The organism is Paractinoplanes polyasparticus (genome assembly GCF_019710575.1).
Classification (GTDB): domain Bacteria; phylum Actinomycetota; class Actinomycetes; order Mycobacteriales; family Micromonosporaceae; genus Actinoplanes; species Actinoplanes polyasparticus.
Window position 1 is genome coordinate 95,479 of record NZ_JAHWFK010000032.1, and the last position, 23,398, is coordinate 118,876.

At 71.5% G+C, this 23,398-nt stretch carries 27 protein-coding genes; 16 read left to right on the top strand and 11 right to left on the bottom strand.

Going from position 1 to position 23,398, the window contains the following annotated elements:
• The first annotated feature begins 30 nt into the window (after positions 1–30).
• Complete coding sequence (locus tag KXC43_RS29240; RefSeq protein ID WP_221379389.1) at positions 31–465, top strand: GNAT family N-acetyltransferase; 435 nt, start codon at positions 31–33, stop codon at positions 463–465.
• On the opposite strand, the gene KXC43_RS29245 is transcribed toward KXC43_RS29240, so the two are convergent.
• Positions 462–1,274, bottom strand: coding sequence for a CDP-alcohol phosphatidyltransferase family protein (locus KXC43_RS29245; protein WP_221379390.1), 813 nt, complete (start codon positions 1,272–1,274; stop codon positions 462–464). The two genes, KXC43_RS29240 and KXC43_RS29245, sit on opposite strands and share 4 nt — an antisense overlap.
• Positions 1,275–1,385: 111 nt before the next feature.
• Between KXC43_RS29245 and hpt the strand changes: the two genes are divergently transcribed.
• Positions 1,386–1,979 (top strand): hypoxanthine phosphoribosyltransferase, encoded by a 594-nt coding sequence (gene hpt, locus KXC43_RS29250; protein ID WP_221379391.1) that lies wholly within the window; start codon positions 1,386–1,388, stop codon positions 1,977–1,979.
• Between the two features lie 10 nt (positions 1,980–1,989).
• Positions 1,990–2,859: a PAC2 family protein gene (locus tag KXC43_RS29255; RefSeq protein ID WP_221379392.1), complete on the top strand. Its 870-nt coding sequence runs from the start codon at positions 1,990–1,992 to the stop codon at positions 2,857–2,859.
• A 134-nt stretch (positions 2,860–2,993) separates the two neighbouring features.
• Here KXC43_RS29255 and KXC43_RS29260 read toward each other — a convergent pair whose 3' ends face one another.
• The gene (locus tag KXC43_RS29260) at positions 2,994–3,425 is read right to left on the bottom strand and encodes a MarR family winged helix-turn-helix transcriptional regulator (protein ID WP_221379393.1); all 432 of its coding nucleotides are present in this window, start codon (positions 3,423–3,425) and stop codon (positions 2,994–2,996) included.
• A gap of 82 nt (positions 3,426–3,507) precedes the next feature.
• Here KXC43_RS29260 and KXC43_RS29265 point away from each other — a divergent pair, with 82 nt between their 5' ends.
• Together KXC43_RS29265 and KXC43_RS29270 are read left to right on the top strand one after the other, a co-directional pair.
• The gene (locus tag KXC43_RS29265; RefSeq protein WP_255645021.1) at positions 3,508–3,996 is read left to right on the top strand and encodes a nitroreductase/quinone reductase family protein; all 489 of its coding nucleotides are present in this window, start codon (positions 3,508–3,510) and stop codon (positions 3,994–3,996) included.
• Positions 3,997–4,221: 225 nt separating this feature from the next.
• Entirely contained in the window at positions 4,222–5,013 is a 792-nt protein-coding gene (locus tag KXC43_RS29270) for a GntR family transcriptional regulator (protein WP_221379394.1), read from the top strand.
• A 113-nt stretch (positions 5,014–5,126) separates the two neighbouring features.
• Here KXC43_RS29270 and KXC43_RS29275 read toward each other — a convergent pair whose 3' ends face one another.
• The 6 genes from KXC43_RS29275 to KXC43_RS29300 all read right to left on the bottom strand — a co-directional run bounded on the left by KXC43_RS29275 (position 5,127) and on the right by KXC43_RS29300 (position 10,198).
• Positions 5,127–5,429, bottom strand: coding sequence for a hypothetical protein (locus KXC43_RS29275; protein ID WP_221379395.1), 303 nt, complete (start codon positions 5,427–5,429; stop codon positions 5,127–5,129).
• A 215-nt stretch (positions 5,430–5,644) separates the two neighbouring features.
• A complete protein-coding gene (gene mshC, locus KXC43_RS29280; RefSeq protein ID WP_221379396.1) occupies positions 5,645–6,883 on the bottom strand; it encodes a cysteine--1-D-myo-inosityl 2-amino-2-deoxy-alpha-D-glucopyranoside ligase in 1,239 nt (412 codons plus the stop codon).
• Positions 6,884–6,935: 52 nt separating this feature from the next.
• Positions 6,936–7,751, bottom strand: a complete 816-nt coding sequence (locus KXC43_RS29285) for an SCO1664 family protein (RefSeq protein ID WP_221379397.1) — start codon at positions 7,749–7,751, stop codon at positions 6,936–6,938.
• Complete coding sequence (locus KXC43_RS29290) at positions 7,748–8,353, bottom strand: DUF3090 domain-containing protein (protein ID WP_221379398.1); 606 nt, start codon at positions 8,351–8,353, stop codon at positions 7,748–7,750. Before KXC43_RS29290 ends, KXC43_RS29285 begins: the two co-directional genes overlap by 4 nt.
• A 109-nt stretch (positions 8,354–8,462) precedes the next feature.
• On the bottom strand, positions 8,463–9,146 hold the full coding sequence (locus KXC43_RS29295; RefSeq protein ID WP_221379399.1) for an MSMEG_4193 family putative phosphomutase: 684 nt from the start codon (positions 9,144–9,146) through the stop codon (positions 8,463–8,465).
• Complete coding sequence (locus KXC43_RS29300) at positions 9,146–10,198, bottom strand: LLM class F420-dependent oxidoreductase (RefSeq protein WP_221379400.1); 1,053 nt, start codon at positions 10,196–10,198, stop codon at positions 9,146–9,148. Before KXC43_RS29300 ends, KXC43_RS29295 begins: the two co-directional genes overlap by 1 nt.
• A 136-nt stretch (positions 10,199–10,334) precedes the next feature.
• Between KXC43_RS29300 and KXC43_RS29305 the strand changes: the two genes are divergently transcribed.
• From KXC43_RS29305 to KXC43_RS29325, 5 genes are all read left to right on the top strand, one after another.
• Complete coding sequence (locus KXC43_RS29305; RefSeq protein ID WP_221379401.1) at positions 10,335–11,330, top strand: aldo/keto reductase; 996 nt, start codon at positions 10,335–10,337, stop codon at positions 11,328–11,330.
• Positions 11,331–12,455, top strand: coding sequence for a sensor histidine kinase (locus KXC43_RS29310; protein WP_221379402.1), 1,125 nt, complete (start codon positions 11,331–11,333; stop codon positions 12,453–12,455).
• Entirely contained in the window at positions 12,452–13,093 is a 642-nt protein-coding gene (locus KXC43_RS29315) for a response regulator transcription factor (RefSeq protein WP_221379403.1), read from the top strand. The genes KXC43_RS29310 and KXC43_RS29315 overlap by 4 nt, the downstream gene beginning before the upstream one ends.
• A 63-nt stretch (positions 13,094–13,156) precedes the next feature.
• Entirely contained in the window at positions 13,157–14,227 is a 1,071-nt protein-coding gene (locus KXC43_RS29320) for a hypothetical protein (RefSeq protein ID WP_221379404.1), read from the top strand.
• Positions 14,228–14,232: 5 nt separating this feature from the next.
• Entirely contained in the window at positions 14,233–14,424 is a 192-nt protein-coding gene (locus KXC43_RS29325; protein WP_221379405.1) for a DUF5703 family protein, read from the top strand.
• A gap of 49 nt (positions 14,425–14,473) precedes the next feature.
• Here the strand turns inward: KXC43_RS29325 and KXC43_RS29330 are convergent, their stop codons facing one another.
• Together KXC43_RS29330 and KXC43_RS29335 are read right to left on the bottom strand one after the other, a co-directional pair.
• Entirely contained in the window at positions 14,474–15,148 is a 675-nt protein-coding gene (locus KXC43_RS29330) for a hypothetical protein (RefSeq protein WP_221379406.1), read from the bottom strand.
• Positions 15,149–15,170: 22 nt separating this feature from the next.
• Complete coding sequence (locus KXC43_RS29335; protein WP_221379407.1) at positions 15,171–16,478, bottom strand: M20/M25/M40 family metallo-hydrolase; 1,308 nt, start codon at positions 16,476–16,478, stop codon at positions 15,171–15,173.
• A gap of 112 nt (positions 16,479–16,590) precedes the next feature.
• Here KXC43_RS29335 and KXC43_RS29340 point away from each other — a divergent pair, with 112 nt between their 5' ends.
• Together KXC43_RS29340 and KXC43_RS29345 are read left to right on the top strand one after the other, a co-directional pair.
• On the top strand, positions 16,591–17,169 hold the full coding sequence (locus KXC43_RS29340) for a hemerythrin domain-containing protein (protein WP_255645048.1): 579 nt from the start codon (positions 16,591–16,593) through the stop codon (positions 17,167–17,169).
• 100 nt (positions 17,170–17,269) lie between these two features.
• Positions 17,270–18,259 (top strand): LysR family transcriptional regulator, encoded by a 990-nt coding sequence (locus KXC43_RS29345; protein WP_221379408.1) that lies wholly within the window; start codon positions 17,270–17,272, stop codon positions 18,257–18,259.
• A 43-nt stretch (positions 18,260–18,302) separates the two neighbouring features.
• On the opposite strand, the gene KXC43_RS29350 is transcribed toward KXC43_RS29345, so the two are convergent.
• Positions 18,303–20,846, bottom strand: coding sequence for an ATP-dependent Clp protease ATP-binding subunit (locus KXC43_RS29350; RefSeq protein ID WP_221379409.1), 2,544 nt, complete (start codon positions 20,844–20,846; stop codon positions 18,303–18,305).
• Positions 20,847–20,983: 137 nt separating this feature from the next.
• Here KXC43_RS29350 and KXC43_RS29355 point away from each other — a divergent pair, with 137 nt between their 5' ends.
• The 4 genes from KXC43_RS29355 to KXC43_RS29370 all read left to right on the top strand — a co-directional run bounded on the left by KXC43_RS29355 (position 20,984) and on the right by KXC43_RS29370 (position 23,398).
• Positions 20,984–21,364: an NYN domain-containing protein gene (locus KXC43_RS29355; protein ID WP_221379410.1), complete on the top strand. Its 381-nt coding sequence runs from the start codon at positions 20,984–20,986 to the stop codon at positions 21,362–21,364.
• A gap of 9 nt (positions 21,365–21,373) precedes the next feature.
• Positions 21,374–21,556, top strand: a complete 183-nt coding sequence (locus tag KXC43_RS29360; RefSeq protein WP_221379411.1) for a hypothetical protein — start codon at positions 21,374–21,376, stop codon at positions 21,554–21,556.
• Positions 21,557–21,679: 123 nt separating this feature from the next.
• The gene (locus tag KXC43_RS29365) at positions 21,680–22,888 is read left to right on the top strand and encodes an MFS transporter (protein WP_221379412.1); all 1,209 of its coding nucleotides are present in this window, start codon (positions 21,680–21,682) and stop codon (positions 22,886–22,888) included.
• 249 nt (positions 22,889–23,137) lie between these two features.
• Positions 23,138–23,398, top strand: a complete 261-nt coding sequence (locus tag KXC43_RS29370) for a hypothetical protein (protein ID WP_221379413.1) — start codon at positions 23,138–23,140, stop codon at positions 23,396–23,398.

The following is a 23,398-nucleotide window of genomic DNA, read 5'->3' on the forward strand; positions in this document are numbered from 1 at the left end:
TTGGTGGTGACTGTGGGCAATTATGAGGGGGTGACCGTCACGCGCTTGGACAGCCTGGGTGACATCGACGCCGCGGCCGGCCTGCTCGACCAGTACCGCCAGCACTACGGCGCCAACCCGGCCCCCGAAGCCGTGGGCGCGTGGCTGCGCGAACAGATCGAGTCGGCCCGCGCCCGCGTGTATCTGGCCGGCGAGGCGGACGGCATCTGCACCGTCGCGGTAGTGCCCGCCGCGCTCACTCTCCGCACGGTGTGGCTGGTGCGTGACCTCTACGTGAGGCCGGCGGCCCGGCGCCGCGGGGTCGCGCGGGCGCTGCTGACCGCGGTCGCGGAGGAGGCGCGCGCCAGCGGCGCGCACCGCCTCTCACTGCAGACCGAGACCGACAACGTACGGGCCATCGAGCTCTACACCCGGACCGGTTTCGCCGCCCTGCCGGAAGTGACCGTGATGGACGGCGTCCTTTAGGCGGGCACCGCCACGCGCTGCTCCTCGGGCCGGCGCGCCTTGGCCCGGGTGTACGCGTAGAGGCGGTAGATCAGCAGCAGCTCGAACGCCACCATGAGCACCGACGACAGGATCGCGACCGCGATGATCTGCTGGACGACGGGACCGAGGATGAACACGAACATCATGAACTCGATGCCGCTGAACAGGTGCGGACGGATCCGGTGCCGCACCAGGAAGTTGCGCAGGCGCCACACCGCGGACTCGTTGCCGGTGGCCTCGGCGACGACCACCGGGCCGGACGGCGCGTCCTCGTCGGTCATGACGACCGTGCCCTGGTTGAGGTCGGCGCGCACCTTGCCCATCTGAAGCGCGTTGAGGTAGCGGAACATGTCGAGGAAGACGACCACGCCGCCGACCCAGAGGTAGGTCCGGTTGTCCGTCGCCACGTACTGCCCGCCGAACAGGCCGACCGCGCACGCGGCCACCCGCAGGCGGTCGAACACGTAGTCGAGCCATGACCCGAAGGCCGAACCCGTCCCGTTCAGGCGCGCGATCTTGCCGTCCATGCAGTCCAGGACGAAGCTGAGGTGGAACAGCAGGGCCCCGAGCAGCAGCCACGGGTAGTCGGCACGCCAGAACGAGTAGGCGCTGCCGAGACCGACGACGAAGGCCAGAACGGTCAGCCGGTTGGGCGTCACCGCACGCCACGGCGAGACCAGCCAGACCAGGCGGGAGGCGAGCGGGTCGACCAGGCCGACGGTCCACCAAGCGTCCCGCTGCTTGTACGTGCGATCGCGGATCACTTCAAGTGGGAACCGCTGAGTCATCCAGGAACTCCTGCTTTTTACCGAAAACGTGAACGATCAACCGCGCGGACCTTACTAGAAGTTGAACACCCCGCAAAGGACGTCGGCTACAAAACGGACGGAGCCAAGCCTGTGGACGCCAGTCATGTCGCGGACGACCTGGAGAGCGTGATTCTGACCGAGGAACAGATTCTCACCCGGGTCGGCGAGCTCGCCGCCGAACTGCACGAGCGCTTCGGTTCCCGTACGCCGGTGCTCGTGGGCGTGCTCGGCGGGGCGGCCACCTTCACGGTCGATCTGGCCCGCGCCTACCCCGCACAGGTCGAGATCGGCTGGATGGCCGCCAAGTCGTACAGCACCGGCAACCGCGCGTCCGGCTCCGTGCGGTTGCTCAAGGACCTCGACATCGACATCACCGGGCGCGACGTCGTGATCGTCGACGGGGTCATCGACACCGGCCTGACCATGTCGTGGCTGATCGCCAACCTGGCCCAGCGCGAACCGGCCTCGATCACGGTGTGCGCCCTGCTGCGCAAGCCGGAGACCGCCCACGTCGAGGCCGGCACCCCCACGTACGTCGGTTTCGATGTCGGCGAGGGCCTGATCGTCGGCTACGGGCTGGATCACGAGGGCCACTACCGCAACCTGCGCTGCGCAGCCGTGCTCGCGCCCGCGGTGTACGCGGCGCGGCGCGGCCGACGGGTGGCGCCGCACGGCCGCACGTAGGCTGTTACCCATGACTGAGTTCGACGGCCTCCCGGTGCTCCGCTCCCCCGTGGCGATCGCCGCCTTCGAGGGCTGGAACGACGCGGCGGACGCATCGACCGCGGCCGTGGAACACCTCGAGCAGGTGTGGCAGGCGCGCGAGATCTCCACCATCGACCCCGAGGACTTCTACGACTTCCAGGTCAGCCGTCCGACGATCACCATGGCCGAGGGCGAGACGCGCAAGATCGAGTGGCCGACCACCCGCTTCACCGTGGCCAGCCCGCCCGGCGCCGACCGCGACGTCGTGCTGATCCGCGGCATCGAGCCCAGCATGCGGTGGCGCACCTTCTGCGAGCAGGTGCTCGAGGTCTGCCACAGCCTCGAGGTCAACCGGATCGTGCTGCTGGGCGCCCTGCTGGCCGACGTGCCCTACACCCGCCCGCTGCCGATCAGCGGCTCGGCCAACGACCGCGAGGCGCAGGACAAATACAAGGTGGTCCCCACCCGCTACGACGGCCCGACCGGCATCGTCGGCGTGCTGCACGAGGCGGCCGGCCGCGCCGACCTCGACGCGTTGTCGTTCTGGGTGCACGTGCCGCACTACGCCAACAACCCGCCCTGCCCCAAGGCGACGCTGGCCCTGCTGAGCCGCCTGGAGGACGTGCTCGACCTGCCCGTCCCGCTGGCCGACCTGGCGGAAGAGGCCGACGAGTGGGAGAAGCGCGTCCGCGCCGCGGCCGAGCAGGACGCCGAGCTGGGTGAATACGTCCGCGAACTCGAGGAGCGGGTCGGCGACGAGGGAATCCAGCCGCTGACCGGCGACGAGATCGCCAGCGAGTTCGAGAAGTACCTGCGCCGCCGCGGCGGTTCCGCGGGTCCCACAGCCGGCTCCTGGTAACGGACCCCTCAGGCCGGGCCGCTTGCCAGCAGGCCGGGCCGCTTGCCAGCAGGCCGGGCAGTTTGCCAGCAGGCCGCGCCGCTTGCCAGCAGGCCGGGCAGTTTGCCAGCAGGCCGGGCAGTTGAGGCCGGTTGTCAGCAGGCCGGGCAGTTGGGCAGGCGCGCGGCGGCTATCGCGGTGGCGAGCTGCCGGAAGACCTGCTGGTCGTCGGGGCTGAGGTCGCCGGCGATGTCGGGCAGACGCTCGGCGATGTCGACGTAGAGCGCGTCGGCGATCAGCTTGCCCTCGGCCGTCGCGTAGAGCGTGATCACGCGCCGGTCGCTGCCGGGGCTTTCCCGCTGAACCAGGCCGCGGCGCTCCGTGCGGTCGACCAGCTGGCTGAGCGCGTTCTTCGCCATGCCCATCGCCGCGGCCAGCTCGGCCATGCGCCGGGGCCGGTCTTTGACGCTGCACAGCAGCTGCCCCTGGGCGGGCGTGAGGTCGTGGTCGCCGCAGATCTGCACGAACCGCCGCTGAATCACGATCGAGAGCGCGACCAGCGCGTTGCCGAACCCGTGGTTGTCCACGCCGACATCGTAAGCCTTGCTCAAGTTCACGCCGTGAACTACTTTGGTTCACAGCATGAACTTTATTGGCGAGGGAGCAGACATGGCGTTCGAGACCCGTCGGGGCACACGCGGCGCACGGCAGCCCGGCGGCCGCCTGCTGGCGTGGATGAATCGGTTGATGATGCGCCGCATCCGAAGCGGCAAGGGCGCCGGGTCGAGCACCCTCGTGCTGACCACCATCGGCCGCAAGAGCGGTGCCGAGCGCCAGAACCCGGTCACCTACTTCCCCGGCGACCGCGGCCCCGACAGCTGGCTGATCGTCGCGTCCGCGGCGGGCGCGGCCGGCAACCCCGCCTGGTTCCACAACCTCGCCGCCCACCCCGACCAGGTACGCATCGAGCTCGCCAACGGCGCGATCCCGGTGACCGCCGAGCAACTGACCGGCGCCGATCGCGAGTCGGCCTGGCGCGGCATCACGTCCAGCTCGGCCCGGTTCGCGCAATACCAGAAGAAGACCGACCGCGAACTCCCCGTGATCCGCCTGACCCCACGCCAGGCCGCCGAGCCGCGGGCCGACGGGGCCCGCTGAACGCGTAACGGGCCGTCCCGGCCGGTGCACGAAACGCGAGCGGACTCGTCCAGAAGCAAGGCATCACAGCGCTGCTCGCGTGCCGCTCGTTGAAGATCAGAAACCGGACGCGCTGGGCTTGTCGGCCACTCCAGCCATCGCGCGCGGCGTTCGTTGGGGCGTGTCGCTGCGAGCTGCGACACAGCGCGTAAGGCATCCTAGGAACCTAGGGTCTAGGGGGTCGGCATGACGATCAATCCGGGGGCGGCGGAGTTTCCGCATCGGCAGATCGCTAGTCAGCTCAAGGAACGCATCCGGCGCGGGGACTGGCAGCCGGGGGAACGCCTGCCGAGCATTCCCGCAATGGCTGAGATGTTCGGCGTCGCCAAGCAGACCGTGCAGCGGACCGTCGACCAGCTGCGGGTCGAGGGCATCCTGATCACCAAGCCGGGCTCCGGCACATACGTCCGGGGCACGCGGCGCCGCCTGAACCGGCTCTCGCGCGGGCGGTACGGCGCGCACCGGGGGTATCACGCCGACCTCGCCGCCCGGTATCGGCAGCAACTGGTTTCCGTACGGCGTGAGGCCGCACCGCCGGAGGTGGCCGACGCGTTCGGCGTGCGCGACGGCACCGAGATGCTCGTCCGCCGGCACATCGTGCGCGCCGACGACGCCGCGGTGGAGGTCGGCGCCTCGTGGTTCCGGGTGACCGACGTCAGCGGCACCTCGCTCGAACGGGCCGAGGCGTTCGGGCGGCCGCTCTATCAGGAGGCCGAGGAGGTGCTCGGCAAGCGTTACGCCTCGGCGACCGACACGATCAGCGCCCGGCAGCCCAGCCGCGAGGAGGCCGAGATCCTCCAGATCCGCCCCGACACCCCGGTGCTGCACCTGCTGCACGTGGCCTTCGACGAGACCCGCAAGCCCATCGAGGTGGCCCAGGCGACCTGGCCCGGCCCGATGACCACCCTCACCGAGGAGTACAAGATCCCGGCCCCCGTGCCGGCCCCCGACCCGGACCCGGGCCTGGCCCTCGCCTGAACGGCCGGTCGCGGCGGGCGGGCCGGGTGTCACGGCGGTCGGCGACCGAAGACCGGAAATACAGAAGACCCGAGGTGCCCTGTGCGAAGGGCGCCTCGGGTCTTCGGTGGTGCTTAGCGGCCGAGGAGGCCCAGGTTCAGGCCGGAGTTGCCCTGGCCGTTGGGGCTGAGCACGTTCAGCAGGGCGAACTGGTTGTACTCGTCGTTGTTGTCCGAGTAGCGGTAGTCGAGGTCGTAGCTCGAGCTCCGGTACGAACGGTAGTCGAGGTCGTAGTCGTAGTCGCCGCCGAACGGGTGGTGGGCGACAGCCGACGCCTGGCCGTCGTGCGAGACGGCGGCGCTGGCGGTGCCCGCGAAGGCGAAGCTGGCGCCGGTGGCGAGCATGAGGCCGGCGATGTAGAGGACCGGACGACGCATGGTATTTCCTTTCGGACGATTTCAGGACCAGGGAAAGTCTGGCGGAATCGTGACCGAATTGTGGCTTATTTCGGTTGAGTCCAGCCAACCGCATGGAATGTTCCCGAACCGCCCAGTAACCCTGATCAAGCGTCTAAAGTCCTCGCGGGGCGAGCCGCGCCCGAACAGCAGGAAGCCGGGCACTCCCCGAAGAGAGCGCCCGGCCGCAGCACCGATCAGAGACGGACGCCGAGCAGGGCGTCGACCGTCCGCGCCATCAACTCGGGCGCCTGGTCGTCCTCACCCGCGCCGGCCAGCGCCGCCTCGGCCCAGGCGTCGACCACGGCGAGCGCCGCGGGCGAGTCGAGATCGCTGCTCAGGGCCTCGCGCACCGCGGCCACCAGCCCCTCCCCCGACGGGCCGGCCGGCGCAGCCGCCGCCGACCGCCAGCGGGCCAGCCTCTCCTCGCCCGTCTTGAGCACCTCGTCGGTCCACTCGCGGTCGCCGCGGTAGTGGCTCGACAGCAACCCCAGGCGCACGGCCATCGGGTCGACCCCGTCGCCCCGCAGGCGGGACACGAAAACCAGGTTGCCCTTGGACTTCGACATCTTCTCGCCGTCGAGGCCGATCATGCCGGCGTGCACGTAGTGCCGCGCGAACGGCGCCCGGCCGGTCAGCGTCTCGGCGTGCGCGGCAGAGCACTCGTGGTGGGGGTAGAGCAGGTCGTTGCCGCCGCCCTGCACGTCGATCGTCTCGCCCAGCCGGTCGAGGGCGATCGTCGTGCACTCGATGTGCCACCCGGGGCGGCCGGGACCGAGGTCGCCGCCGTCCCAGGCCGGTTCGCCGTCGCGGGCGCCGCGCCACAGCAGCGGATCGAGCGGGTCGCGCTTGCCCTCGCGGTCGGGGTCACCGCCACGCTCGCGCGACAACGCGATCATCTCGTCGCGCGCGAGGTTGGACTCGTAGCCGAACCGGGGCGCCGCGGCGACCGAGTAGTAGACGTCGCCGGTGCCGTCGTCGAGCGTGTACGCAGCGCCGGCCTCGATCAGATCGGCCACGTGCGAGACGATGGCCGGGATCGACTCGACCGCGCCGACGTAGTGGGCCGGCGGGATGATCCGCAGGGCCTCCATGTCCTCGCGGAACAGGGCCGTCTCGCGCATGCCGAGCACGATCCAGTCCTCCCCGTCGCGGGACGCGCGCTCGAGCAGCGGATCGTCGATGTCGGTCACGTTCTGCACGTAGTCGACGTCGAGACCGGCGTCGCGCCAGGCCCGGTTCACCAGGTCGAAGGTGATCATCGTGGCGGCGTGGCCCAGATGGGTGGCGTCGTAGGGCGTGATGCCGCAGACGTACATCGTCGCCCTGGAGCCGGGATCAGAAACAGCGACCTCGCGGCGGGCCGAGTCGTAGAGGCGCGGCAACGGTGCCGTTCCCGGCAGGGTCGGCACGTCGTGCCCGGTCCATGAATCCATGCTCAGAACATTATCCAGCAGTGGTCACGCAAGCCCGGCGGCGTGAACAAAACTACACAGGTGGCCAGGGGATCGCGGGCCAGTCCTGCGGCGGATCGGGGAACCGGCTGCGGCGCAGCAGGCGCTTGGCCCGCAGCCGCACCTGTTGCACCTCGGTGATCGTCAGGTGCTCCTCCAGCGCCTCCCCGAGCTCGCCGTCGAGCTGCGCGAGCAGTGCCGGCAGCACCTCGGCGGCCTCGGGGATCAGCGGCTTGCCGGTCCAGCCCCAGAGGACCGTACGCAGCTTGTTCTCGACGTGGAAGCTCACGCCGTGGTCGACGCCGTGCACCGAGCCGGTGGCCGGGTAGAGCACGTGACCGCCCTTGCGGTCGGCGTTGTTGATCACCGCGTCGAACACGGCCAGGCGGGCCAGGCGCTGGTCGTCGGCGTGGGCCAGGGCGTACGCGTCCCCGTCCTCGTCGCGCGCGTTGGCCACCGCCAGCCATCCCTCGGGCACGTCGTAGGCCGGCACGAAGCCGATCAGCGACTCGGCCGTCGCGGGCTCGTCGATCCACAGCTGCAGCGCGCCGACGCCGAGCGGGCCGTCCCGCAGGATCGTGGGCGGGACGACATCCCACCCCGTCGCCCGGGACACCAGATAGGCCGACACCTCACGCCCGGCCAGGGTGCCGTCGGGGAAGTCCCACAGCGGGCGCTCGCCCTGCACCGGCTTGTAGACGCAGCGGCGGGTCAGCCCGTCGAGGGTGATCTCGGCCCGCAACGTGGTGTTCGAGGCGTCGACCAGCCGGCCCTCGATCTCGAGCCGGCCGCGGCTGAGCAGTTCGAGGGCATCAGCCTCGGCCAGCGCCGCGGCGGGCTCGGTGGTCACCGGTGGTAGCCGTTGTGCCGGGGGCAGAGGTGGCCGGCCGGGTCGAGCGGCTGGCCGCAGAGCGGGCACGGCGGGCGACCGGCCGCCACCACCCGGCGGGCACGATCGATGAACGCGCGCGTCGCCTCGGGGGTCAGCCGCACCCGGAGCCGGTCGAGGTCGTCGTCGGGCTCGTCGTCGGCGTCGTCCTCGTCGTCGTCGGTCACGGGGACGTCGTCGTCGTCCTCGGCGCCCAGCTCGATCTCGACCTCGGTCTCGCCGGCCTCGATGGCCTCGATGACGACGGTGCTCGTGTCGACGTCGAAGGCCAGGCCCAGCGTGCCGACGCGGAACTCCTCGTCGACCGGGGTGTCGAGCGGCTCGTTGTCGTGCACGGTCAGCACGGGCGCCTCGGGCAGCGAGACACCGAAGCGTTTGTTGGCCTCGACGAGCAGTTCCTCGAGCTTCTCGGCGAGCAGCGACACCTGGACCTTTTCGAGCGCGACGCTGACCACCCGGCCGCCACCGCGGGCCTGGAGGAAGAAGGTCCGGTCGCCGGGCTCGCCCACCGTCCCGGCGACGAACCGCTCCGGCGGCTCGAACGAGTGCACCTGGTGGGTCATGCGAACAACCCTATCCGCGAAGGGTAGGGCTCGCGCGTCCCGGACGGCCGGGTTCGCCGAGGGCGCAACGCACACCAGCCTGCGGTAACACGCCGGTCACACAGTGCAGTCAGACCCCGCCGCCCGCTCCGCCGCCGACCGCGGCGTCGGAGCGCTCGGCGTCGGCCGACGGCGGCGGGATGAGCGACTGCAGGTCGGCGGTGTCGTTCAGCCGTACGACAAAGGGCCGGGTCGGCGTGTAGCGGATGACGCTGATCGAGGCCGGATCGGCCACGATCCGCTGGAACTGGTCGAGGTGCAGGCCCATCGCGTCGGCCACGATGGCCTTGATCACATCACCGTGGCTGCACGCGAGCCACAGGGCGTCGGGCCCGAACTCCGCCGAGACGGACGCGTCCCAGCGCCGGATCGCGGCGATCGCGCGGGCCGACATCGCGGCCATCGCCTCGCCGTTGGGGAAGACGGCCGCGCTGGGGTGCTGCTGGACGACCGGCCAGAGCGGCTCCTTGGACAACTCCTTGAGCGGGCGGCCCTCCCAGTCGCCGTAGCCGCACTCGGTCAGACCCTCGTCGACCACCGGCGTGCTGCCGGGCAGGGCCAGCTCGACGGTGGTGCGGCAGCGGACGAGCGGGCTGGTCACGACCCGGGCCAGCGGCAGCGCACGAAGTCGCTCGCCGGCCCGCCCGGCCTGGGCGCGGCCGGTGTCGTCGAGTTCCACCGGACGGCGGCCGGCCAGCTCGCCGGTGGCGTTGGCCGTCGTACGCCCGTGGCGCAACAGCAGGACGGTGGCCACTACTCGGCCACGCCGGACTCTTCGTACGCCTCGGCGACGATCCGCAGGGTGTCGATGCCGCTCTTCAGATCGCCGACGTACGGGCTGATCGAAAGGGTGCCGACACCGGCCGCGGCGTACTGCTTGATCCGTTCCTTGACCTGGATCTTGTTGCCCAGGATCGAGGTGCGCTCGATGAAGTCCTGCGGCACGGCCTCGGCCGCCTCGGCCTTCTTGCCGCTGAGGTAGAGATCCTGCACCCGGGCCGCCTCGTCGGCGTAACCCATGCGTACGGCCAGCTGGTTGTAGAAGTTCTGCTCCCGGCTGCCCATGCCGCCCACGTAGAGCGCCGCGTAGGGCCGGATGACGTCGGCGCACCAGGCCACGTTGTCGCCGAGGACCACGGGCACGCTGGGCGCCACGTCGAAACCGGTCAACCCGAGGCCGTGCTTGGCCCGGCCGCGCTCGATGTGCTGCAGGTATTCGCCGGCCGCGTCGGGCGCGAAGAAGATGGCCAGCCAGCCGTCGGCGATCTCGCCGGCCAGCTCGAGGTTCTTGGGGCCGACGGCGGCCAGGTAGATCGGCACGGCGTCGCGCGGCGGGTGGAAGCCCAGCCGCAGCGCCTTGCCGGGGCCGTCGGGAAGCGGGAGCGTGTGGTGCTCACCCTGGTACGACACCGGCTGCCGGGCGATCGCCATCTTCACGATCTCGACGTACTCGCGGGTGCGCGACAGCGGCTTGGCGAAGCGCACGCCGTGCCAGCCCTCGGAGACCTGCGGGCCGGAGACGCCCAGGCCGAGGCGGAACCGGCCGCCCGACAACGTGTCGATGGTGGCCGCCGTCATCGCGGTCATCGCCGGCGTACGCGCGGGAATCTGCATCACCGCCGCGCCCAGGTCGATCTGCTGGGTCTGGCCGGCGATCCAGGCCAGCATGCTCACCGAGTCCGACCCGTACGCCTCGGCCGACCACACCACGGCATAGCCGAGCCGGTCCGCCTCCTGCGCCATCGCCAGATGGTCGGCGGGCGTGGTCCACGCCGCCTGATAACCGAGATTCAGCCCGAGCCGCACGATGTCCCCCTCCGCCCATGAACAACGTCACCTGAAGACTACTGACCGCGCCCTGAGCGATTTCGGTCCGGTTACCGACGGGGTTGACGCGGACGCGGGCATTTCGCTATGTGCGCTTGCTGAATAAGGTTCACTCATGCTGCAACGACCGCTCGGCCGAAGCGGGCTGGCGGTTTCCCGGCTCGCTCTCGGCACCATGACCTGGGGCCGGGACACCGACCCCGACGACGCGGCGGCGCAGCTCAAGCTGTTCCTGGAGGCCGGCGGCACGCTGCTCGACACGGCCGACGTGTACGGCGACGGCGACGCGGAAGACGTCATCGGCTCGCTGCTCGACCATCTGGTGCCCCGCGACGAAGTGGTGATCGCCACCAAGGCCGGTCTCACCCCGCACGGTTTCCGCCGCCGGGACGGCTCGCGCGGCAACCTGCTGCGCTCGCTCGACGCGTCGCTGCGCCGGCTCGGCACCGACTACGTCGACCTGTGGCAGGTGCACGGCAACGACCCGATGACCCCGCTCGACGAGACCCTCGGCGCCCTCGACCACGCGGTGAACAGCGGCCGGGTGCGCTATGTGGGTGTCTCCAACTTCGCGGCGTGGCAGGCCGCCCGGGCCTCGACCTGGCAGTCGGCGTACCCCGGCCGGGCGCCCATCGTGGCCGCGCAGATGGAGTACTCGCTGCTCGAGCGGGGCATCGAGCGCGAGCTGCTGCCCGCCTCGGCCGCGCTCGGCTTCGGCGTGCTGGCCTGGTCGCCGCTGGGCCGGGGCGTGCTGACCGGCAAGTACCGCAACGGCCGCCCGCTCGACTCGCGCGCCGCCACCGAGCATCTGGCCCCGTTCGTGCAGACCTACCTCGAGCCGCGCAGCTCCAGCATCGTCCAGGCGGTCGTCACGGCCGCCGCAGGGCTGGGCGTGTCCCCGGTCGAGGTCGCGCTGGCCTGGATCCGCGACCGGCCCGGGGTGGCCGCGCCGATCCTGGGCGCCCGCACGGCCGGGCAGCTGCAGGGCGCCCTGCAGAGCGAGGATCTGACCCTGCCGGCCGAGATCGCCAACGCGCTCGACGACGTCTCGGCGATCGACGTCGGCTACCCCGAGCGCGAGGGTGTCGGCTATCCGGACGGCGAAGGCTGAATGCTGCGACCGCTGATCAGCGCCACCACCTATCGGCGGGCCGTCTTCCTGCTCCTCGGTGCGGTCGTCCTCACGCCGTACGCCCTGATCGCGGCCTTGATCGTCGGCATGTTCGCCGGGGACGGCGAGGACCTTCCGGGCCTGATCGCCACCGGCCTGGTCGCCGCGGCCGTCGGGGCCGTCCCGCCGTTCCTGGGCGGCACCCGGGAGCTCGAGATCGCCGCCGCCCGGGCGCTGCTCGGTGTCGACCTGCCCGGCCACGACCGCGCCCGGCCGCTGGCTCGCGAGAGCCGCCTGCGGGCAGCCCTCTGGTTCGGGCTGCACCTGCTGACCGGCGCTGTGATCGGCGCGGCGGTGCTGATCGCGCTGCCCCTCGCCGTGCTGTCGATCGTGGGGCAGGAGAGGCTGCTCGGCCCGGTGCCGGGCGTCGCCGTCGGCCTCGCGCTGCTGGTCGCCACCCTCTACGCGACGGCCGGGCTGGGCTCGCTGGCCGCCACCATGGCCCCGGTGCTGCTCGGGCCGTCGCCGGCCGAGCGCGTCGCCCATCTGGAGGCGCAGGAGCGCAGGCTCGCCGAGCGCAACCGCCTCGCCCGCGAGCTGCACGACTCGGTGGGCCACGCGTTGACCGCGGTCACGATCCAGTCCGGCGCGGCCCGTACGGTCTTCGACAGCGACCCCGCCTTCGCGCTGCAGGCCCTGGCGAACATCGAAGAACTCGGCCGTACGGCCCTGGAAGAGCTCGACGCCGTGCTGGGTCTGCTGCGCGACGCCGAGGCGCCGACCCTGCGGGATCTCGACCGGCTGCTCACCGCCGAGGTCGACAGCGTCGTCGACGAGGTCGACGTGCCCGAGCCGATCTCGCGGGAGGCGTACCGGATCGTGCAGGAGAGTCTGACCAACGCGGCCAAGCACGGCGAGGGCCGGGCCCGGCTCCGGATCACCGCCCCCGACGAGTTGGTCATCGAAGTCTCCAACAGGATCGGTCCCCCGCACACCGATAAAGGTGGCCGGGGTCTGGTCGGCATGCGGGAACGCGTACGGCTGCTCGGCGGAAGTCTGCAGGCCGGAGCGGACGACGGTGTGTGGCGGGTCGTGGCCCGGCTGCCGAGCGGAGGTGACCCATGACCCGGGTGCTGATCGTGGACGACGACGACCTGATCCGGGCCGGGCTGCGCGCGGTCCTGAGCGCCGAGGCCGACGTCACGGTCGTGGGCGAGGCCGCGGACGGCGACGAGGTGGTGCCCCGGGTGATCGAACTGCGGCCCGACGTCGTCCTGATGGACGTGCGCATGCCCCGCATCGACGGGCTCCAGGCGACCCGCCTGCTGCTCGACCGGCTCGACGACCCGCCCCGGGTGCTCGTGCTGACCACCTTCGAGAACGACGAGTACGTGTACGAGGCCCTGGCCGCCGGGGCCAGCGGCTTCCTGCTCAAGCGGGCCCGCCCGGAACGGATCGCCGAGGCCGTGCGCCTGGTCGCCCGGGGCGACTCGCTGTTGTTCCCCGCCGCCGTACGCCGGCTGGCGGCCGCTCACCACCGCCCGTCCGGTGGCCGCCTGCCCGGCCCGCGGCTCACCGACCGCGAGGCCGAGGTGCTGGTGCTGATGGCCGAGGGCCTGTCCAACGCCGAGATCGCGGGCCGGCTGGTGCTCGGCGTCGAGACGATCAAGACGCATGTCGGCAGCGTGCTCGGCAAGCTGGGGGTGCGCGACCGGACGCAGGCGGTCGTCATCGCGTACCGCTCGGGGTTCATCTCCCCCTAGGGAGGGAGCAGGCTCCCCCGCGGCCGGGATCCGGCCCGCCGGAAACATCGAGATCGTCGAAGCATGACGAACACGGCACAGAAACTGGCGGCCGGCTGGGCCGCCCTCTACGGCACGGTCGCGCTGGTCTGGACCGTGACCGGCAGCGGTTTCCCGTACGGTCCGGGCCGGCCCAACATGCAGACCAGCCCGCTGCGGGCGCTCGACCCGGAGCTCGGCGCTCCCCTGTTCGCCGGGATCCTGCTGCTGACGGCGGTGGCCCTGCTGGTCATGAGCGGCCGCCGGTCGGCACCCCGGCCGCTGCGGATCGTCCTGCTCACGTACGTCGGGGTGGTGGCCGCCGCCCTGCTCGTGGTGCTGCCCGACACCCGGCTGCTGACCGTGGCCGGCTACCTGCCCATGCTGATCATCGGCTTCCCGTTCGGCTGGCCCCCGGTCGACTACGCCACGGTCTTCACGTGGACCCTGGCCAACCAGGCCTTCGCCGTGGCCGGCGGGCTGCTGCTGGCCCGGGCCGCCGTACGCTGGCACTTCGGCACGACCGGGGCCTGCGAGGACTGCGGACGCGACGGCCGTTCCCAGCGGTGGACTCGGGAGTCGGCCGCGCGGTGGGGGCGTTGGGCGGTGGGCGTGGCGGTGGTCATCCCGGTCGCGTACGCGGCAGTGCGCCTGGCCTGGGCGGCCGGTATCCCGCTGGGCATCCCGTCCGCGTTCCTGCGCGAGATGCAGGAGACCGGCATGGTCTGGGCGGGCGCCGGGCTCGGGGCGTTCGCCGTGGCCGGCGCCGTCCTCACGCTCGGGCTGGTGCAGCGGTGGGGCGAGGTGTTCCCGCGCTGGATGCCCGGCCTGGCCGGGAAGCGGGTCCCGATCAAGCTCGCGACCGTGCCCGCCACGCTGGTGTCGATCTTTGTGATGTCGGCCTCGGTGGCCCTCTACGCCGAGCCCGGTTTCTGGGGCAAGGTGACCGAGGACGGGCTGATGGTGGCGCCCGTGCTGGCCTGGCCGTTCTGGAGCCTGGCGCTCGGCGCGGCCGCCCTCGCGTACCACCTCCGGCGGCGTCCGGCCTGCGCTAACTGCGGTCGGGGAGACCGCGGCGCGGGACTGGTGCCCAGGGCGGAAACGGGAGCATATTAGACCCCATGGACTACGAATACGCGCCGCTGCGGTTGCCCTCGAACGTCGATCGGTTGACCGCCGCGGCGCAGCTCGCCATTCAGGCGGAGTTCTCGGGGTGGGAGCTGGCCCGCGTCCAGCTCTTCCGGGACGGCAGCCGCAAGGTGATGCTCCGCCGTCGTGTGCAGCCCAGCCCGCAGCCCGGGTTGAGCTACTGAGAAGGGCCCGTCCGTGCGGACGGGCCCTTCGCACACCTCAGGGCGCCACTCAGTGGTGGTGCCCGGCGTGGTCGTGGTCGTCCTCGTCGGGCAGGAACGGGTGCTCGTCGAGACGACCGACCAGCAGGTCGCCCTGCTTGGGCGCGAACGGGCCGTCGCCGTCGGAGTCCTCGAACTCCTCGAGGTCGAGCGGCTCGGCGATCTCGCTGACGGTGAGCAGGCCGTCCAGCGGCTCCAGCTCGGGCACGTCGAGCGACGAGAGCGATCCGTCACCGGCCTGCAGCAGTTCGAGCACGGCCTCGCCCACGCTCTCGACCGGGCCGGCGTCCTCGTCCTCGGGCACGGAGGAACGGCGGGCGTCCTCGGCCCGGCGCAGCAGGGCGGACACGCTGGGCACCCGGTAGTCGCGGCGCTGGCGCACCGAGAGCACCTGCGGGTAGGGGTCACCCGAACCGGCGCCGTCGAGGCCCTCGACGCCCAGGCCGAAGCGCTGGTCGGCCTCGTTGGGGTCGATCGACTCCACGTCCCACGGCGTCACCTCGCCGAACGCGTCGAGCAGCTTCTCGTCGTACGCGAAGGAGGCGTTGTTCAGGTCGACGTACGCCTGCCACACACCGTCGTCGTCAACACGGCCCTCGGCCGCCTTGACCGCCGCGAGGTGCGCCCGGGAGGCCTCGATCACCCGTTCGAGGGCGGCGTCGAGCTCCTGGTTCTGGTCGGTCATCGGTATGGATCCTTCCAACAGGTCAGCTGTTCCGGAGCAGACGGTCGAGCACGCGCACGCCGAACTTTAGCCCCTCGACCGGGACCCGCTCGTCGATGCCGTGGAACAACGAGGCGAAGTTCAGGTCAGCGGGAAGCCGCAGCGGGGCGAACCCGAAGCACCGGATGCCGAGGGTCGCGAACGCCTTGGCGTCGGTGCCGCCGGACATCAGGTAGGGCACGGTACGCGCTCCCGGATCCTCGGCGCGCAGCGCGGCCCCCATCGCGTCGACCAGCGCGCCGTCGAACGACGTCTCGACGGCGGGCTGCTGGTGGACGTGCTCGATCTCGATGTCGGGCCCGATCAGCTCGCGCAGGGTGGCCAGGAACTGATCGGCCTCGCCGGGCAGCGTGCGGCAGTCGATGGTGGCCGAGGCGCGGCCGGGGATCACGTTGTCCTTGTAGCCGGCCTCGAGGCGGGTCGGGTTGGCCGTGTTGCGGATGGTGGCGCCGATCAGGTTGGCGATCGGGCCCAGCTTGGCGATCGCCAGCTCGGGCTCGGCCGGGTCGATGTCGATCTGCAGCGCGTCCCCGACCTGCTCGAGGAAGGTTCGCACGGTCGGCGTCACCACGGTCGGGAAGCGGTGGTGGCCGACCCGGGCGACCGCGTCGGCCAGGTTGGTGACCGCGTTGTCGTCGTGGATGAACGAGCCGTGCCCGGGGCGGCCGGTGGCGTGCAGGCGCAGCCAGTCGAGGCCCTTCTCGGCGGTCTGGACCAGATAGAGGCGCAGGTCGTCGTTCACCGTGTAGGAGTAGCCGCCGACCTCGCCGACGGCCTCGGTGCATCCCTCGAACTTCTCGCGGTGGTTGTCGACCAGCCACTGCGAGCCGTACTGCATGCCGGCTTCCTCGTCGGCGGTGTAGCAGAGCACGATGTCGCGCGGGGGCACGTAGCCCGTCCGGGCCCAGTCGCGGACCACCGCGAGCATCATCGCGTCGAAGTCCTTCATGTCGATCGCGCCACGACCCCAGAGGTAGCCGTCCTTCTCCTCCCCCGAGAAAGGGTCGACCGACCATTCGCCGGCGTCGGCCGGAACCACGTCGAGGTGGCCGTGCACCAGCAGCGCGCCGCGGCTGCGGTCGGCCCCGGGGATGCGGGCGATCAGGTTGGCCCGCTTGGGCGCCGACTCGTGCAGCTCGACGTCGATGCCGGCCTCGCCGAGCTTGCCGGCGACGTACTCGGCCGCGACGCGCTCACCGACAGTGGTGCGCGGGTCGCCGGTGTTGGTGGTGTCGATGCGCAGCAGGTCGCGGCAGATGCCAACGACCTCGTCGGCGGCGGTGGTCTCCATCCGCCCTTCTTACCAGGAGGATGTGTCAGGTCTTCAGTCAGATCAAAGGCTGGCCGAAGAGGCGGGGTTTATCCGGAGCGCCACCCCGGGTAATGCGGCCGCCGTGTCTTCCTTGAATCTTCCCCCGCTGCCGCCGATGGGCGGCGAGACCACCGGCCGCAACGTGGTCGACGTGATCACCGAGGAGCACCGCGAGCTGCTCGAGCTGTGCGACCGCCTGCTGGCCGCGCCGGCCGACAAGAGACTGGCCGACGTGCTGATCGCCGAGCTGTCCCGCCACCTGAGCGCCGAGGAGCAGTATCTCTACCCCGCCGTGCGGCGGACCGTGCCCGGCGGCGAGGAGCTGACCGAGCGCGAGCTGGCCGAGGACCGCGAGCTGTTGATCACCCTGCAACAACTGCAGAAGAACCTGTCGGCCGAGCGTGTGCGGGAGGTCGCTGCGGCTGTACGCCGTCACGTGGACGCGGACGCGGAGGAGCTCCTGCCCGTGCTCGTGCAGATGGTGCCGATCGAGGACCTGATCCGGGTCGGCAACCGGTTCGAGACGGCCGAGGAGGCGGCGCCGACCCGCCCCCACCCCGGCACACCGTCGACGCCACCATGGAACAAAGTGGTGGATCCGGCCGTGGCCGTTGTGGACAAACTGCGCGATGCCGTCACCCGCCGGACAACGTACGCCAAGGATTTGTAGGCATTACACCGGATTGGTTAACCCATTTGTCACAAGTGCGGGATGTTTCACCGCGCCATAGGGCTAGCCTTCGATGTCTTCTTGGTCCTAACGTCACGTTATGAACCTGGAGCTCCGGCATCTCAAGGTGGTCTGCGCCATCGCGGAGACCGGCAGCGTCACCAAGGCGGCATCGCAGCTCGGGCTGGCCCAGCCGGCCCTGACCGCGCAGCTGCAGCGCATCGAACGCACCCTGGGCGGCCCGCTGTTCGAGCGGGACCGTCGCGGCGCCCGGCCCACGGCGCTGGGCGAGCTCGTGCTCGCCCGGGCCCGGGTGCTGCTGCCGGCGATGAAGGGCCTGCAGGACGAGGCGGCCCGGATGGCCGGCGCGACCGGGGCCGACACCATGAGCCGTTACCGGATCGGCGCGCTGGGCGGCCCGATCATCGGTGGCATGGTGTCCCGGCTGTCGCTGGCCCAGCCCGATGCCCAGATCACCACCCACGCGTCGTACTACGTCGACGACCTGGCCAACATGGTGCTGGCCGGCAAGCTCGACTACGCCCAGGTGGGCGTGTGCGGCGACGCCATCCCGTCCGCCGACTACGGCCTGGTCTGGCAGACCATCGCGGTCGACGGCATCTGCGTGCTGATGCCCGACGACCACCCGGGCGCGAAGGAGGCCGACGTCGATCTGGCCGAGCTGGCCTCGGAGTCGTGGGTGGCCTCGACGGGCGACGGGTGCTTCGGCGACTGTTTCGCCGCGGCCTGCGCGCGGGCCGGGTTCACGCCGCGGCGCATGCTCGAGAGCGACGTGCGCGGCTGCATAGACATGGTCGAGTCGGGGATGGCGCTCGCGCTCTGCCAGGGCACGTTCCGGCCGCCGCGGGGACTGACGTCCCGGCCGTTGCGGGGCGCACCGCTGCGCTGGCGGCTGGTGCTGGGCTGGCATCCCGACTCGCCCGCCTCCCTCGGCGCCGGCAAGCTCATGGAGATGGCGCAGGAGGCCTACCAGGAGGTCGTGGCGCGCAACCCCGACTTCGTCGACTGGATGACCGACCACCCGCACCTGGGCGTGGTCCGCAGCCTGACGGCAGCGCAGGAGAAGTAGAAAAGGGCCCGGCGCGATGCCGGGCCCTTTCCTCGGTGGATCGTCAGGCGTTGACGGGCGAGGCGACCTGGAAGGTCAGCTTGCCGTCGACCGCGTCCACCTTGACCGTCCGGCCGGGCGCCAGGTCGGCGCCGAGCAGCATGGTCGACAGCCGGTTGTCCAGCTCGCGCTGGATGACCCGGCGCAGCGGACGGGCGCCGAACTCGGGCTGGAAGCCCTTCTCGGCCAGCCAGTCGACCGCCGCCGTGGTGATCTCCAGGGTGACGTCCTGGTTGTGCAGCCGGCGCCGCGTCTCGTCGAGCATCAGCTCGGTGATCTGACGGACCTGCTCCTGCTCGAGCTGCCGGAAAACGATGATCTCGTCGATCCGGTTGATGAACTCGGGCCGCAGCTGCTCCTTGAGCCGCCGGTCCAGCCGCTCACGCAGCTCCTCGTCGGGCGAGGGGCCACCGGCTGCACCGAAGCCGACGCTGCGGCGGGTGCCGTTGATCAGGTCGGAGCCGATGTTGCTGGTCATGATCAGCACGGTGTTCTTGAAGCTCACCGTGTGGCCCTGGCTGTCGGTCAGCCGGCCGTCGTCCAGCACCTGCAGCAGGATGTTGAACACGTCCGGGTGGGCCTTCTCGATCTCGTCGAGCAGCACCACGCTGTACGGGCGGCGGCGAACCGCCTCGGTCAGCTGTCCCGCCTCGTCGTAGCCCACGTAGCCGGGAGGCGCCCCGACCAGCCGCGACACGGTGTGCCGCTCCTGGAACTCGCTCATGTCGAGCCGGATCATCCGGTCCGAGTCGCCGAACAGCGCCCCGGCCAGCGAACGGGCCAGCTCGGTCTTGCCGACACCGGTCGGGCCCAGGAACAGGAAGCTGCCCACGGGACGGTCCGGGTCGCCCAGGCCGGCACGCGAGCGGCGCACCGCCTCGGCCACAGCCTCGACCGCGTCGTCCTGGCCGACGACCCGCTCGTGCAGGTGCGTCTCCAGGCGCAGCAGACGCTCGCGCTCCTCCTCGGTGAGCTGCGCGACCGGGATGCCGGTGGCCCGCGACACGACCTCGGCAATGTCCGCCTCGGTCACGTTGGGCACGCCGCCGTCGTCGGCACCGCCCTGCTCGATCTCGGCCTTGAGCTGGTTGATCTCGTCGCGCAGGGCCGAGGCCTTCTCGTAGTTCTCGGCCGCCACCGCCTGGTCACGGTCGCGGGAGAGCTCGTCCAGCCGGCGCTCACGCTCGCGCACGCCGGCGTCGGGCGTCTTGACCCGCAGCCGCACCCGCGCCCCGGCCTGGTCGATCAGGTCGATCGCCTTGTCGGGCAGGAACCGGTCGGTGATGTAGCGGTCGGACAGCTCCGCCGCGGCGTCGAGCGCCTCGTCGGTGATCCGCACCTGGTGGTGCGCCTCGTAGTTGTCGCGCAGGCCGCGCAGGATCGCCACCGTGTCCTCGACCGAGGGCTCGCCCACCAGCACCGGCTGGAAGCGCCGGGCCAGAGCGGCGTCCTTCTCGATGTACTTGCGGTACTCGTCGAGCGTGGTCGCGCCGACCACCCGCAGCTGACCGCGGGCCAGCGCCGGCTTGAGCATGTTGCTCGCGTCCATGCCGCCGCCGTCGCCCCCGCCACCACCGGCGCCGACCAGGGTGTGGATCTCGTCGAGGAAGACGATCAGGCCGTCGCCCTCGTTCTGGATCTCGTCGATGACCTTGCGCAGGCGCTCCTCGAAGTCGCCGCGGTAGCGGGTGCCCGCGACCAGGCCGGCCAGGTCGAGCTGGATGACCCGCTTGCCCTCCAGGGTCAGCGGCACGTCACCGTCCACGATGCGCTGGGCCAGGCCCTCGACGATCGCGGTCTTGCCGACGCCGGCCTCACCGATCAGCACCGGGTTGTTCTTGGTGCGCCGGGACAGGATCTCGACGGCCTGCTCGATCTCGTCGGCGCGGCCGATCACCGGGTCGATCTCGCCGCGGCGGGCGAGCTCGGTGAGGTCCACACCGTACTGCTCGAGGGTGGGGGTGTTGCCGCTTCCGGTGTTGCCGCCACGGCCACCCGGGCCGCCCCGGCCGGGACCCGGCTCCTGCGAGCCCTGCTGCTGCAGCGCCTGCGGGTCGAGCTTGCCGGCGAGCAGGCGTCCGGCCGCGGAGTCGGGGTTGAGGCCGAGCGCCATCAGGATGTGCTCGGGACCGACGTACGACGAGCCCAGCGCCCGCGAGAGCTGCAGGCTGTCGAGCAGCGCGCGCTTCGCGGCGGGGGTCAGCGCGACCTGGGCCGGCAGCTCCTCGCGAACCCCGGCCGGGCGGCCGAGGGCGGCGAGCAGCGACTCGGGATCGGCGCCGGCGCGGCGCACAGTCTGCTTCATCGGCTCCAGCTGGAGCACGGACCACAGCAGGTGGTCGGTGTCCAGATCGGCGATCGGCCGGTCGGGGTCGGCCAGCTCGGCCGCGCGGCGGGCGGCGCCGGAGAGAACCTCACGGGCGTCGCCACTCATGTACTTCGTGATGTCGATGCGCGCCGAACGGCGCGGGTCCGCCGCACCGAAGAAGCGCGCGAAGAAGTCGTCCCACTGGCCGGGACCAGTCGGTCCGATCGGTCCGATGCTCATACGTCTTCTCTTCTCTTCTTTACGTAGCCTTCGTCCGTGGCGAGCTCGTACCCACCTCGCACGCCCCGTATCAGCGCTGTGTGCCGGCCCTCCATTCCCGATTTCCGCGAAAAGTTGACTCGAGTACGCTCAACTTCATGACCGTACCTCTGGTGATCGTCGACGGGGCCAACGTCGTCGGATCGGTGCCCGACGGGTGGTGGCGCGACCGCGCCGGGGCGGCCGTCCGCCTGCGCGACGCCCTGGCGCCGGTGCTCGCCACCGGTCTACCCGATCTTGCCGCCCCGATCGAGATCGCGCTGGTCGTCGAGGGTAAGGCCAGGAATATCGAGCAGTCCGGCAACGGCATCGCGGTCGTCCGGTCCGAGGGCTCGGGCGACGACACGATCGCCGAGCTGGTGCGCGACTCGGCGCCCGGCCGGCGGGTCGTGGTGATCACCGCCGACCGTGGGCTGCGCGACCGGGTCACCGCATTCGGGGCCGAAGTGAGGGGCCCCACAAGCGTCCCGCGCCGCTAGGATGTGAGCGTGATCGCACGCTCGGTGACCCGTTTCTGGGCTCCCGCTGGGAGCTGGATCACCCCCGCGCTGCCGCTGTACGGTGACGATCACGAGCGCCGCGACTTCGCCCCCGCTCGTTCACTCCGCGATCTGCCGCTCTGGGCGCCTCCGCCGCTCTGGCCCCCGTGGGCTTCCGCCCGCGCCGCCTGAACGCCCGCTGCGCCCGCCGCCTTTCCGGGCGGCATCCCGACCGCCCTTTCGGGGCGGCATTCCCGGCTGCCGGCGACGACCCGCCGCAGCCGGTCGGCCTCTCGATCTCCGGAGTGAACCGTCATGTCCGCACCCTCCGTGGAGCGCGCCGGTGCGCGCGCCGTCCTGCGCCAGCCGTACGTGCCTCTCGTCCTCACCGCCAGCCAGATCGGCCGCCTCCCGCTGGGCGCCTCGCCGCTGGCCCTGCTGCTCTTCGCCCGCGAGTCGGTCAGCCTCGTCGTGGCGGCGGCGCTAGTCGCCGTCTTCACCGCCGGGATGGCGATCGGGGCGCCCGTCCTGGCCCGCGCGGTCGACCGACGGCGACAGCCGCCGATTCTCTACGGCTCGGCCGTCGTGTCGGCCGTCGGCTACGTGATCGTCTCGCTCGCTCCCGGCCGCCCGCTGGTGATCGGCCTGGGCGCAGCGCTGGCCGGGCTGGGCACGCCGCCGCTCGAGGCCTGCCTGCGCGCCCTCTGGCCGGCTCTCGTGCCACCGAACACCGTGCACGCCGCGTACGCCCTGGACATCGCCCTGCAAGAGGTCATCTTCGTGGCCGGGCCACTGGTCACCCTGGCCGCCGTGGCCGTCGGCGGACCGTCCGCGGGCCTCTATGCCGCCGCCCTCTTCCAACTGGCCGGCGTGGTCGCTTTCGTGCGCGCCCCGGCCGTACGGCAGTGGCGCGGAACCCGCGCCCACCGCCACTGGCTGGGCCCGCTGCGCGAACGCAGGCTGGCCGTCATGGTCGCCGGCGTGGCCTTCGCGGGCGCCGCCGTCGGCAGCATCCCGGTGGTGCTGACCGGCTACGCCGAGACCGCCGGCGACCGCTCGCTGACCGGCTGGCTGCTGGCCGCCCAGGCCGCCGGCGCTCTGGCCGGCGGCCTGCTCTACACCCGGGCGACCCCCGGCACCCCGCGCCGGCTGCCGGTGCTGGCCGCCCTGTTCGCCGCCGGCTACCTGCCGCTGCTGCTGGTCCCCGGCACCGGGGCCATGACCGCCCTGCTGATCCTCAGCGGCGTCATGCTGCCCCCGCTGCTCACCGCGGTCTTCCTCAACGCCGACCGCCTGGCCCCGCCCGGCACGGCCGTCGAGGCCTTCGCCTGGATCATGACCGCGTTCAGCGTCGGCAGCGCCCTGGGCGCGGCCGCCGCCGGCCCCCTGACCGACGCGGGCGTCCGCACCGGCTTCGCCTTCGCCCCGCTGATCGCCCTGCCGGCCATCGCCGCCATGGCCGCCACCGTCCACATGCGTGCCCGCCCGCGGCCCGCGCCCGGCGACCAGCGCTCGGAGGGGTGAAAAGATCGCTCTTGAGCTGGGCTTACGGTTCCGCTCGGGACCAGTGGGCAGTAACTCTCAGGATTCATTCCTGTTCAGTCAGCGGTCGGATCCCGGACCTGCGGGCCGGCGCTGATCGGTACGGGTATGACCGCTTTCCAATAGGGACGATCGAGCCGTCGAAGCCGGGGCGGCCCGAACAGCCGGAAAAGGGCTGGCAGTAGTCTGGCGTGAAGAGTCGGGTTCCACTTAGCAGGAGGCACAACGGCGGTGGCGAGTGTCGCTGAGGTCAAAGCGGCTGTGGACGCTGCGCTGCAGCAGGTCTCCGAGGGCCAGCAGGCCATCCAGGCCGCCCGCGAGAAACTGGGCGAGGCGCAGCAGAGCCTGGCCGCCGCGCTCGACGGCAGCGGGAACGACGCGGTGAGCACCGCGCACGCCTCGCTGTCGCAGGCCGACCAGTCGCTCGAGGACTGCCTGAGCGCGACGCTGCAGGCGATCGATCAGGCGCAGACCTACACGGCGCAGCTCTGA